The organism is Geodermatophilus dictyosporus, assembly GCF_900115505.1.
Lineage (GTDB): Bacteria > Actinomycetota > Actinomycetes > Mycobacteriales > Geodermatophilaceae > Geodermatophilus > Geodermatophilus dictyosporus.
Map to the genome: position 1 here is coordinate 572,645 of NZ_FOWQ01000003.1, position 11,236 is coordinate 583,880.

Consider the following 11,236-nt stretch of genomic DNA (forward strand, 5'->3'; position numbering starts at 1 on the left):
CCGACCCGGGGAGCGTCCGGCGGCCCGGGGACCCCCTGGCGCCGGTTGCTGCCCGGAGGGGGGCCCGTGCCCGGCCCTCCGACCCGTGGAAGAGCCGTGCCCAGACCGCTGAAGCTGCCCCTCCTCGCCCTGGTCCTGCTCGGACTGGTGGGCGGCTCCCTCGCCTGGTACGCCGCGCAGAAGTCGGTGACCCTGACCATCGACGGGCAGGTCCGCGAGGTCAGCACCTACGCCGACACCGTCAGCGAGGTGCTCGAGGACGAGGGTCTGGAGGTGCAGGCGCACGACGTCGTCCTCCCCGACCTCGACGCCGCGGTCGGGGACGGCGACACCGTCGTGCTCGACCGGGCCCGCCCGCTGGAGCTCACCGTCGACGGCGTCTCCAGCACCGTCTACGTGACCGCGCTGTCGGTCGACGAGGCGCTCGAGCAGCTCGGCTACCGCGGCGAGGGCCTGGTGCTCTCGGCCAGCCGCAGCGACCGGCTCCCCCTCGACGGCATGGCGCTGTCGATCTCCCGCCCCAAGGACGTCACGCTCGTCGTCGACGGCGTCACCCGCGTCGTCACCACGACCGCCCCCACGGCCGGCGACCTGCTCGCCGAGCAGGGTGTGGTCCTCGGCGGGCACGACCGCACCAGCCTCTACCCGGCGCAGCCGCTGCTGGCCGGCATGCGGCTGCAGGTCCACCGCGTGCAGGTCGGCGAGGTGACCCAGACCAGCCCCGTCCCGCACGGCACGGTGGAGACCGAGGACCCCGAGGTGTACGAGGGCGAGCGGGCGGTCACCCAGGAGGGCGTGGACGGCGAGCAGAGCACCACCTTCCGGATCACCGTCGTCGACGGCGTCGAGACCGCCCGTGAGCAGGTGGGTACCGCGGTCACCGTCGCGCCGGTCGACGAGCTGGTGAGCGTGGGCACCAAGGAGCGTCCCGCGGCCGCCGCGCCCCCGGTCGCCGGCGGCGCCGTCTGGGACCAGCTGGCGCAGTGCGAGGCCGGTGGCAACTGGGCCATCAACACGGGCAACGGCTACTACGGCGGCCTGCAGTTCAGCCCCGGTACGTGGACCGCCAACGGCGGCGGTGCGTACGCCCCCAACGCCCACCTGGCGACGCGGGAGCAGCAGATCGCGGTGGCCGAGCGCGTGCAGGCCTCGCAGGGCTGGGGCGCCTGGCCGTCCTGCACCCGCCGGCTCGGCCTCCGCTGACCGGTCCGGCCGCCGAGGGGCTGCTGGGCCCGGCCGCGATCCGCGAGCTGGCCCGGCAGCTCGACCTGCGGCCGACCAAGACGCTCGGCCAGAACTTCCTGCACGACGCCAACACCATCCGGCGCATCGTGCGCACGGCGGAGCTGCGCCCCGACGACGTGGTGCTGGAGGTCGGCCCCGGACTGGGCTCGCTGACCCTCGGCCTGCTGCCCGCCGCCGCCGCGGTGACCGCCGTCGAGATCGACCCGCGGCTGGCCGACCTGCTGCCCCGCACCGTCGCCGAGCGGCGCCCCGACCTCGCCGGCCGGCTCACCGTCGTCGAGGCCGACGCGCTGCGCGTGACCGGGCTGCCGGGACCCCCGCCGACGGCGCTGGTGGCCAACCTGCCGTACAACGTGGCGGTGCCCGTCCTGCTGCACCTGCTCGAGCTGCTGCCCTCGCTGCGACGCGCCCTGGTGCTCGTCCAGGCCGAGGTCGCCGAGCGGCTGGCCGCCCCGCCGGGCAGCCCGGCCTACGGCGTCCCGTCGGTGAAGGCCGCCTGGTACGGCCGGGCCCACCGCGCCGGCAGCGTCGGCCGCCGCGTCTTCTGGCCCGAGCCCAACGTCGACTCCGGGCTGGTGGCGCTCGACCGGCACGACCCGCCGCCGGGCGACCGGGCCGCCACCTTCGCCGTCGTCGACGCCGCCTTCGCCACCCGCCGCAAGGGCCTGCGGGCCGCGCTGGCCCGCTGGGCCGGCGGCCCGGCCGCCGCCGAGGCGCGGTTGCGCGCGGCCGGCATCGACCCGGCCACCCGGGGCGAGCAGCTCTCGGTGGCCGACTTCGCGCGGCTCGCCGCGACCGCCCCGTGAGCTGGTCCTCGTCCGGCGGTCCCGGGCACACCCGCGGCGACGGCACGGTCACCGCGCACGCCCCGGCCAAGGTCAACGTCTCGCTCGCCGTCGGGCCGCTGCGGCCCGACGGGTTCCACGCGCTGCAGACGGTCTACCTGGCCGTCTCGCTGCTGGACACGGTCACCGTGCGCCGCGGCGACGGGCTCTCGGTCACCGTCACCGGCGAGGGCACCGGCGGCCCCGACCCGGTGCCCACCGACCGGCGCAACCTCGTCTGGCGGGCCGCCGAGCTGCTCGCCGAGCAGGCCGGCGTGGCCGCCGACGCCGCGATCGCCGTGGACAAGACCATCCCTGCAGCCGCCGGGCTGGCCGGCGGCAGCGCCGACGCCGCGGCCGCCCTGGTGGCCCTCGACGCCCTGTGGGGGACCCACGCCACCCGGGGCGACCTCACCGCCCTGGCCGCGCAGCTGGGCAGCGACGTGCCGTTCAGCCTCGCCGGCGGCGTGGCGCTGGGCAGCGGCCGCGGCGAGCAGCTCACGCCGGTCCTGGCCCGGCGGCAGTGGCACTGGGTGCTCGGCATCGCGGAGGGCGGCCTGGCCACGCCGGCCGTCTACGCCGAGCTGGACCGGCTGCGCGCCGCGGGCCGGGCCCCCGAGGGCGCCGGCGCGCCGTCACCGGAGCCCGTCGTGGCCGCGCTGCGCAGCGGACCGCCGCCGGCGTTGGCCGCGGCGCTCGGCAACGACCTGCAGGCCGCGGCCGTGTCGCTGCGGCCCGCGCTCCGGCGGGCGCTGCGCGCGGCCACCGACGCCGGGGCCCTGGCCGCGCTGGTCAGCGGGTCGGGGCCGACCGTGGCCGCGCTCGCCGAGGACGAGGACGCCGCCGTCCGGCTGGCCGCCGTGCTGGCGGGGGAGGGCGTGTTCCGCACCGTCCGCGTGGTGCACGGCCCGGTCCCCGGCGCCCGCCTCGTGGGGTGAAGCGGCCTCCGGGCGGCGTCCTCAGGCCGCGGCGGGCTGCTGGCGCTTGGCGGCCAGGCGGACCGGGTCGGGCCACTTGACCGAGTGCGCCCAGCCGAGCTTCTCGAACACCCAGATCACCCGGGCGCTGATGTCGATCTGCCCGCGCAGCACGCCGTGCCGGGCGCAGGTCGGGTCGGCGTGGTGCAGGTTGTGCCAGGACTCGCCGCCGCTGAGGATCGCCAGCGGCCAGAAGTTGGTCGCCCGGTCGCGCGAGGCGAAGGGCCGGCTGCCCACGACGTGGCAGATCGAGTTGATCGACCAGGTCACGTGGTGCAGCAGGGCGGTGCGCACCAGGCCGGCCCAGAAGAACGCCGTCCAGGCGCCGGCCCAGCTGCCGGTGACCAGGCCGCCGATCGCGGCCGGCAGCGCGAGGCTGAGGAACGCCCACACGATGAACAGCCGGCTGGTGACGCGCAGGGCGCCGTCCTTGAGCAGGTCGGGGGCGTAGCGCTCGGCGTTGGTCTGCCGCCGGTCGAACAGCCAGCCCAGGTGCGCGTGGAACATGCCCTTGAGCAGCGCGCGGGTGTCGTCGCCGTAGCGCCACGGCGAGTGCGGGTCGCCGTCGCGGTCGGAGAAGGCGTGGTGCCGCCGGTGGTCGGCCACCCACTGCACCACCGGGCCCTGGATCGCCATGCAGCCCACGACCGCCAGCGCGATCCGCAGCGGGCGGGTGGCCTTGAACGACCCGTGCGTGAAGTACCGGTGGTAGCCCACGGTGACCCCGAGCAGCGGGACGAAGTAGAAGGCGACGAGCAGGCCGACGTCGAGCCAGGACAGCCCCCAGCCCCACACCGCCGGCACGACGGCGGCCAGCGCCAGGAACGGCACGACGACGAACACGTAGAGCGTGAGCTGCTCGAGGTGGCCCTTCTCCTTGCCGAGGGCGTTGGGCGGCAGCCCGCGGTCGGGATCGGCGGGGCGGAGGGCCCTGGGGCGGGTGGCGGTGGGGGCGGACACGTGGCCTCCAGGGGTCGTCCGTCGCGATGCCGCTCGGCGGGACGGCCGGTGGCTACGGGGCCGTAACCTACGTCACCCACCCGGTCCCCGCCGGTCCGGGCCCCGGTGGCCGCGGGCGGCCGGACGCCCACCTCCGTGCCCGCGCCCGGCCCGAGCCCTAGTCTCGTCCGGTGGCGCCGCACGCGCGGCGCCGCGGTGGGGGATGGGGTAATCGGCAGCCCGCCGGCCTTTGGAGCCGGGAAGTCTCGGTTCGAGTCCGAGTCCCCCAGCAGCGCCGGGGCCGCGCAGCCGCCCCGGCGCCGGGTCGCCGCGGCCGGCGGCCCGCCCACCGTCGGAGGAGATCCGTGAGCCCGCAGCAGGCAGTCGCCGCCGTCGTCGTCCTCGCCGCGGGGCAGGGGACCCGGATGCGCTCGGCCACGCCGAAGGTCCTGCACGAGATCGGCGGGCGCAGCATGCTCGGCCACGTCCTGGCCGCGGCCGCGCCGCTGGGGGCAGCGGAGACGCTCGTGGTGGTCGGGGCCGGTCGCGAGGTGGTGGCCGAGCACCTGGCCGCGGTCGCGCCGGGGGCCCGGCCGGTCGTGCAGGACGAGCAGCGCGGCTCGGGGCACGCCGCCGCGGTGGCGCTGGCCGCCGTCCCCGACCTGGCGGGGCCGGTCCTGGTCGTCAACGGCGACGCCCCGCTGCTGCGGGAGCAGACGGTCACCGCACTGGTCGAGGCACACCGGGACGCCGGCGCGGCGCTCACCGTGCTCACCGCCCGGGTCGAGGACCCCACCGGCCTGGGCCGGATCGTGCGCGACGGCTCCGGCGCGGTCACCGGCATCGTCGAGGAGCGCGACGCCACCCCCGAGCAGCGGGCGATCACCGAGGTCAACGCCGGCGTCTACGTCGGGGACGCCGCCGCGTTCCGCGCCGCGCTGGCCCGGATCGGGCAGGACAACGACCAGGGCGAGCTGTACCTGACCGACGTCGTCGGCCTGCTCGTCGGCGACGGCGAGACGGTGGCCGGCGCCCCCGCGGAGGACCCCGACGACGTCCTGGGCTGCAACGACCGCCGCGAGCTGGCCGCCCGCCGCCGCACCCTCAACGACCGCGTCCTCGACGACCTGATGCGCGCCGGCGTCACCGTCGTCGACCCGGCCACCACGTGGGTCGACGTCACCGCGACCGTCGCCGCCGACGCGCTGCTCGAGCCCGGCGTCCAGCTCCGCGGGACGACGTCGGTGGCCGCCGGCGCCGTCGTCGGGCCCGACTCCACGCTGGTCGACACCACGGTGGGCGAGGGCGCCAGCGTGGTCCGCTCGCACGCCCTGGGCGCGGTCGTCGGCCCGCAGGCCACGGTCGGCCCGTTCAGCTACCTGCGGCCGGGCACCGACCTCGCGCGGGGCGCCAAGGTGGGCGCGTTCGTGGAGACCAAGAACGCCCGCGTCGGCGAGGACTCCAAGGTGCCGCACCTGTCCTACGTGGGCGACGCCACCATCGGCCGCGGCGCCAACGTCGGGGCGGCCACCGTGTTCGTCAACTACGACGGCACGGCCAAGCACCACACGACCGTCGGCGACCACGTGCGGATCGGCTCGGACACGATGCTCGTGGCACCGGTCACCGTCGGCGACGGCGCCTACACCGCGGCGGGGTCGGTGATCACCCAGGACGTCCCGCCGGGGGCCATGGGTGTGGCGCGGGCCGCGCAGCGCAATGTGGCAGGCTGGGTGCGCCGCCGCCGGCCGGGCTCCGCCGCCGCGCGCGCTGCCGAGGCGGCCACCGGACCAGGCGTCGGCGCCCAGGCCGACGACGCGGGCGGCGAGCGCCTGGCGGGACACCACGACCAGTAGGGGCAGTTGAGCCGATGAGCGCCATCCGGCAGACCACCAGCAAGAGCCTCATGCTCTTCTCCGGCCGGGCCTTCCCCGAGCTCGCCGCCGAGATCGCCGGCCACCTCGGCGTCACCCCGACCCCGACCGCCGCCTACGAGTTCGCCAACGGCGAGCTGTTCGTCCGGTTCGAGGAGTCGGTCCGCGGGTCCGACGCGTTCATCGTCCAGAGCCACGCCGCGCCGATCAACACCTGGCTCATGGAGCAGCTGCTCATGGTCGACGCCGCCAAGCGCGCGTCGGCCAAGCGGATCACCGTCGTCGTCCCGTTCTTCCCCTACGCCCGGCAGGACAAGAAGCACCGCGGCCGCGAGCCCATCTCCGCCCGCCTGGTCGCCGACATGTTCAAGACCGCCGGCGCCGACCGGCTGATGACCGTCGACCTGCACACCGCGCAGATCCAGGGCTTCTTCGACGGCCCGGTCGACCACCTGTTCGCCCTCGACCTGCTCGTCGAGCACGTCAAGGACCGCTGGGGCGACCGCGACATCACGGTGGTCTCGCCGGACTCGGGCCGGGTGCGGGTGTCGGAGCGGTGGTCGGACAAGCTCGGCGGCACCCCGCTGGCCTTCATCCACAAGACCCGCGACCCGCTCAAGCCCAACGAGGTCGTGGCCAACCGCGTCGTCGGCGAGGTCGAGGGCCGGGTGTGCATCCTGGTCGACGACATGATCGACACCGGCGGCACGATCGTGAAGGCCGCCGAGACGCTGTTCGACGCCGGTGCCGCCGACGTCATCGTCTGCGCCACCCACGGCGTGCTCTCCGGCCCGGCGGTCGACCGGCTCAAGAACAGCCGGGTCAGCGAGGTCATCGTGACCAACACGCTGCCCATCGAGGCGTCCCGCCAGTTCGACAAGCTCACCGTCCTCTCCATCGCCCCGCTGCTCGCCCGGGCGATCAAGGAGGTCTTCGAGGACGGCTCGGTCACCAGCCTCTTCGGCGGCGCCAGCTGACGGTCCGCCGAGCGGGGCCCGCAGGGTCCCCCGAGGACGGGCGGGGAGGGCTCCGTGCCACGGGGGCACGGCACCTGGCCGCGGTCACCCGGCCGGAGGCCGGGTAGGATGGGGGAGCCCGGCGAGGGAGCGGTCCGCCCGACTCCGTGATCGACGTGCGTGTGCTCCTCGTGGGGTGTGCCGCGCGCGGCCGCCGGCACACCGGCCGATCCACCTGAGGAGCACACCACCGTGGCTGACCACCGCCTCGTCGCCGAGGCCCGCACCGAGTTCGGCAAGGGCAGCGCCCGCCGGACCCGCCGCGCGGGCCGCATCCCCGCCGTCCTCTACGGGCACGGCCAGGACGTCGTCCACCTGTCGCTGCCGGCGCTGGAGTTCGCCGCCGTGCTGCGCAACGGCGGCAGCAACGCCCTGATCACCGTCGTCCTCGACGGCACCGAGCAGCTCGCGCTCACCAAGTCGGTGCAGCGCGACCCGCTGACCCGCGTGCACGAGCACGTCGACCTGCTCGTGGTCCGCCGCGGCGAGCGCGTGACCGTCGACGTCCCCGTCGTCGTCGTGGGCGAGCCCGCCGCCGAGACCCTGGTCAGCGTCGAGCTGAACACCGTCTCGGTCGAGGCGCCGGCCACCGCGATCCCCGAGTCCATCGAGGTCGACGTCACCGGGCGCGAGGCCGGCAACGGCGTCACCGCCGCCGAGCTGTCCGTGACCGGGGGCGCCACCGTGCTCACCGACCCCGAGGCCCTGGTCGTCAACCTCATGGCCGCCCCGACCGCCGAGCAGCTCGACGCCGAGCTCACCGAGGCCGAGGCCGAGGCCGGCATCGAGCGCGAGGAGTCCGCGCCCGCCGCGGAGGGCGTCGGCGAGGGCGACGTCGTCCCCGAGCCGCTGGCGCAGGGCAGCGGCGAGTCGGTCGAGTCGACCGAGAACAGCTGAGGTCCCCGCTGACCGAGAGCACCACCCGCAGGGGCGCCGGCACCGCCGGCGCCCCTGCGGCGTCCGCTCCCTCCGAGGGGCCCTTCCTCGTCGTCGGCCTGGGCAACCCCGGCCCGGGCTACGCCGGCAACCGGCACAACGTCGGCGCGATGGTCCTCGACGAGCTCGCCGCCCGGGCCGGGGTGAAGCTGGCCCCCGGCAAGGGCGCGCGCGCCCGTGCGCTCTCGGGCGAGGGCCGGCTGGCCGGCCGCCGCGTCGTCCTCGCCCGGCCGACGACGTACATGAACGAGTCCGGCGGCCCCGTCCGCGGCCTGCTCGACTACCACAAGCTGCCGGCCACCGACCTCGTCGTCGTCCACGACGAGCTCGACGTCCCCTTCGCCGCGGTCCGGCTCAAGCGCGGCGGCGGCGAGGGTGGCCACAACGGCCTGCGCTCGATCAGCCGCGCCACCGGCACGAAGGACTACCTGCGGGTGCGGGTCGGCATCGGCCGCCCGCCCGGCCGCCAGGACCCGGCCGACTTCGTCCTCAAGGACTTCTCGGCCACCGAGCGCAAGGAGCTCGACCTGCTCGTCGCCGAGGCCGCCGACGCCGCCGAGGAGCTGGTCGCCCTCGGGCTGGAGGCGGCGCAGAACGTCGTGCACCCCCGCAGCTGACCCGGTGGGACCGGACTTCTCCTTCGGGTGAAGCGTCACTCTCCGCATTGCCTCTCCCGTGACTCTCTGTGAATGTCCTTCCTGCGTCGTGGGGGACACGGCCGGTCTCGAGGCGGCGGGCAGGATGTGCGTTCCGTAGCAGAGCCCCCTGTGCGCACGCAGTGTGATGACGTGTGAGGGGGAGACGTGCTGCTGGACCACCTGGGTGCAGGACGGGGGACGACGACGACGGCGTCGGCGGTCGTGCCGGTGCCGCGCCCCGTGCCGGACACCGCGGCCGTGAGGCCCGGTGTCAGCCGCCCGACAGCCGCGCGCCGCTGGGCCGGCCGGTACGCCGCGGCGCTGGTCGCCGTCGAGGTGGCGGCCGCAGCCCTCACCTCGGTCGCCGTGCTCGTGGCCCGCTGGCCCGAGCTGACGGCCCGCTCACCGCTGGTCTGGGCAGCCTGCGTCCTCCCGCTGACGTGGCCGGTGCTGCTGCGGGGTGCCGGCGCGCACGACGAGCGCGTGTTCGGCACCGGCAGCGAGGAGTACCGCCGGGTCGCCCGGGCCGGCTTCCTGCTGCTGGCGCTGGCCAGCCTCGTCTCCTACGTCGGCCACCTCGAGCTCAGCCGCGCGTTGGTCCTCGTCGGCATCCCCGCTCTCACCGCCGTCACCCTGCTCGTCCGCCTCGGTGCCCGGTGGCAGCTGCGCCGGCTCCGGACGCTGGGGCGCTGCACGAAGCGGGTCGTCGTGGTCGGCCGTGGCGGTGCGGTGGCCGAGCTGACCACCCGCCTGCGCCGGGAACGCGCCGCCGGGCTCGAGGTCGTCGCCGCCTGCGTGACGCCGGACAGCCGTGCGCGGGTGACCGACGCCCTCGGGGTGCCGGTCGGCGGCCTCGACGACGTCGCCGCGACCGCCGCCCGGCTCGGTGCCGACACCGTGGCGGTCACCTCCGCCAGCGAGACCGCCGCGGAGTACCTGCGCCGGCTGTCCTGGCAGCTCGAGGGCACCGGGGTGGAGCTGCTCGTCGCACCCGGCCTCATCGAGGTGGCCGGACCCCGGCTGCACATCCGCCCGTTCGAGGGCCTCCCGCTGCTGTCGGTCGAGCAGCCCCGCTTCGAGGGGTGGCAGCGGGTGGTCAAGGGTGGCCTGGACCGGGTCGTCGCCGCGCTGGCGATCGTCCTCCTCGCCCCGGTGCTGCTGGCCATCGCCGCGGCCGTCAAGCTGACCAGCCCCGGGCCGCTGCTCTACCGCCAGGAGCGGATCGGCGTGAACGGCCGGTCGTTCACGATGTACAAGTTCCGCAGCATGGTGGTCGACGCCGACCGGCAGGTCGACGCGCTGCGAACGCAGAACATGTCCGACGGGCTGCTGTTCAAGATGCGGTCCGACCCGCGGGTCACCCCGGTCGGACGGCTCCTGCGTCGGCTCTCGCTGGACGAACTGCCACAGCTGCTCAACGTCCTGGGCGGCACCATGTCGCTGGTCGGGCCGCGACCGCCGCTGCCGAGCGAGGTCGCCCGCTACGAGCCCCCGGTGCACCGCAGGCTGCTGGTCAAGCCCGGCCTGACCGGCCTCTGGCAGGTGTCCGGTCGCAGCGACCTGCCGTGGGAGGAGGCCGTGCGCCTGGATCTCCGCTACGTCGAGAACTGGTCGCTGGCCATGGACCTGCTCATCCTGGTCAGGACCGCCCGCGCCGTCCTCAGCCGGTCCGGGGCCTACTGACCCGTTCCGAGGTCATCGGGGTCCGCAGGCGCGCCGCCCCGCCGACGGCCCGGGACTCACGCGGGGCCGTCCGCCGCGTCCGTGAGCACGCGCTCCGACGTCGTGAGCGGGAGGTGGCGCGTGCCGCGCAGTCGGGCCGGCGCCCCGGCGGGTGTCCGCCGACGCTGCCGGCGCCACTGCCCGGCGACGACGGCGACGGTCACCGCCTCGCCGCCGCCGTCCGCCGCGGCTGCGACGCCAGCGCGCCGCTGCAGGCGCACGCCGGCACCCCCTCCGCGTACGAGCCGCAGCTCGTCCTGCACGTCGACCATGCCGGCGGTGAGCCGGCGCTGGTGGTCGGCGGCCGGCCCCCGCACGCTCCTGGCCCACCAGCCGTGTGCGGAGGCACCCTGCAGCGGTGCGGAAGGGGACGAGGAAGCCGATGAGCGGTCGCCGAGGCACGCCCGTGATCGGTGACGTGACCGTGCCCGGGCGGCGCACCCACCGACGCCGGGCGCGCGGACTCGCACCGGCCGCACTGCTGGCCGGTGCGGTGCTCGGCCTCGTGGGCGGCTGCGGCGACCCGGACCTGCTCGACCCGACGGAGGATCCGCTGGCCGCCGACCGCGAGCAGCTCGTCGACGACATGACCGGCGCCCTGGCCTCGGCCGCTGACCAGCTCGGCGCCGGCGCGGCGCTGGGCACCCGGGTGGACACCTGGTGCTCCGCCGGTGAGGACACCTGGGAGTACACGGACGACCACCGGTCGACCTGTCAGCTCTCCCTCACCTCCGGACACCCGCTGAGCACCGGCGTCGGCGTCGGGGTGGACCACCTGCGCGAGTACGGCCTGCCCGTGACCCAGGTGACCGGTGTGCGGCTCTACAGCGCCGAGGGCAACGGCAACTCCATCACCCTGTCGTTCCGGCCCGCCTCGACACCGGTCGACCCGGCGCGGTCGGGCTCCCCGGCGGGCTACTACACGGACACCGAGGGCTCGGACTGGCAGGACGGGTGGTCGGCGCAGAGCCCGTGGCACCCCTTCGTGATCGTCGCGTCCAGCGACGCGGTGCTCGGCGAGCAGCCCTGGTGAGCGACCGGTGGCCCGCTGCGCCGCCGGCACGC

The 11,236-nt window shown here is 76.0% G+C and carries 11 protein-coding genes and 1 tRNA gene; 10 read left to right on the forward strand and 2 right to left on the reverse strand.

Translation table 11 applies throughout. From position 1 onward, the window contains the following. Positions 1-96: 96 nt before the first annotated feature. The 3 genes from BMZ33_RS24435 to BMZ33_RS10055 are packed head-to-tail and all read left to right on the forward strand — an operon-like array spanning position 97 to position 3,007. On the forward strand, positions 97-1,203 hold the full coding sequence (locus tag BMZ33_RS24435; RefSeq protein WP_091109394.1) for a resuscitation-promoting factor: 1,107 nt from the start codon (positions 97-99) through the stop codon (positions 1,201-1,203). Positions 1,204-1,250: 47 nt separating this feature from the next. Next, complete coding sequence (gene rsmA / locus BMZ33_RS10050) at positions 1,251-2,051, forward strand: 16S rRNA (adenine(1518)-N(6)/adenine(1519)-N(6))-dimethyltransferase RsmA (RefSeq protein WP_280139204.1); 801 nt, start codon at positions 1,251-1,253, stop codon at positions 2,049-2,051. After that, positions 2,048-3,007 (forward strand): 4-(cytidine 5'-diphospho)-2-C-methyl-D-erythritol kinase, encoded by a 960-nt coding sequence (locus BMZ33_RS10055; protein ID WP_091109397.1) that lies wholly within the window; start codon positions 2,048-2,050, stop codon positions 3,005-3,007. Before rsmA ends, BMZ33_RS10055 begins: the two co-directional genes overlap by 4 nt. 21 nt (positions 3,008-3,028) lie before the next feature. Here BMZ33_RS10055 and BMZ33_RS10060 read toward each other — a convergent pair whose 3' ends face one another. Next, entirely contained in the window at positions 3,029-4,006 is a 978-nt protein-coding gene (locus BMZ33_RS10060; RefSeq protein WP_091109399.1) for an acyl-CoA desaturase, read from the reverse strand. A gap of 196 nt (positions 4,007-4,202) precedes the next feature. Here BMZ33_RS10060 and BMZ33_RS10065 point away from each other — a divergent pair. The 6 genes from BMZ33_RS10065 to BMZ33_RS10090 all read left to right on the forward strand — a co-directional run bounded on the left by BMZ33_RS10065 (position 4,203) and on the right by BMZ33_RS10090 (position 10,132). After that, positions 4,203-4,275: transfer RNA gene (locus BMZ33_RS10065), tRNA-Gln, on the forward strand. Positions 4,276-4,350: 75 nt separating this feature from the next. Then, positions 4,351-5,841 carry a bifunctional UDP-N-acetylglucosamine diphosphorylase/glucosamine-1-phosphate N-acetyltransferase GlmU gene (gene glmU, locus BMZ33_RS10070; RefSeq protein ID WP_091109402.1) on the forward strand — a complete coding sequence of 497 codons (1,491 nt, stop codon included), beginning with the start codon at positions 4,351-4,353 and terminating at the stop codon, positions 5,839-5,841. 14 nt (positions 5,842-5,855) lie between these two features. After that, positions 5,856-6,836: a ribose-phosphate diphosphokinase gene (locus tag BMZ33_RS10075; RefSeq protein ID WP_091109404.1), complete on the forward strand. Its 981-nt coding sequence runs from the start codon at positions 5,856-5,858 to the stop codon at positions 6,834-6,836. Positions 6,837-7,067: 231 nt separating this feature from the next. After that, on the forward strand, positions 7,068-7,772 hold the full coding sequence (locus BMZ33_RS10080) for a 50S ribosomal protein L25/general stress protein Ctc (protein WP_091109407.1): 705 nt from the start codon (positions 7,068-7,070) through the stop codon (positions 7,770-7,772). A gap of 98 nt (positions 7,773-7,870) precedes the next feature. Beyond that, the gene (gene pth, locus BMZ33_RS10085; RefSeq protein WP_091109409.1) at positions 7,871-8,428 is read left to right on the forward strand and encodes an aminoacyl-tRNA hydrolase; all 558 of its coding nucleotides are present in this window, start codon (positions 7,871-7,873) and stop codon (positions 8,426-8,428) included. Between the two features lie 186 nt (positions 8,429-8,614). Further along, positions 8,615-10,132, forward strand: coding sequence for a sugar transferase (locus BMZ33_RS10090; RefSeq protein ID WP_169064130.1), 1,518 nt, complete (start codon positions 8,615-8,617; stop codon positions 10,130-10,132). Between the two features lie 56 nt (positions 10,133-10,188). Here BMZ33_RS10090 and BMZ33_RS10095 read toward each other — a convergent pair whose 3' ends face one another. After that, complete coding sequence (locus BMZ33_RS10095) at positions 10,189-10,488, reverse strand: hypothetical protein (RefSeq protein ID WP_091109411.1); 300 nt, start codon at positions 10,486-10,488, stop codon at positions 10,189-10,191. Between the two features lie 65 nt (positions 10,489-10,553). Between BMZ33_RS10095 and BMZ33_RS10100 the strand changes: the two genes are divergently transcribed. Continuing rightward, the gene (locus tag BMZ33_RS10100; protein WP_136697264.1) at positions 10,554-11,204 is read left to right on the forward strand and encodes a hypothetical protein; all 651 of its coding nucleotides are present in this window, start codon (positions 10,554-10,556) and stop codon (positions 11,202-11,204) included. The last annotated feature ends 32 nt before the right edge of the window (positions 11,205-11,236 follow it).

Coding starts and splice junctions, on each gene's coding strand:
- BMZ33_RS10075 (WP_091109404.1), top strand. CDS start 5,856: ATGAGCGCCATCCGGCAGACCACCAGCAAGAGCCTCATGCTCTTCTCC.
- BMZ33_RS10100 (WP_136697264.1), top strand. CDS start 10,554: ATGAGCGGTCGCCGAGGCACGCCCGTGATCGGTGACGTGACCGTGCCC.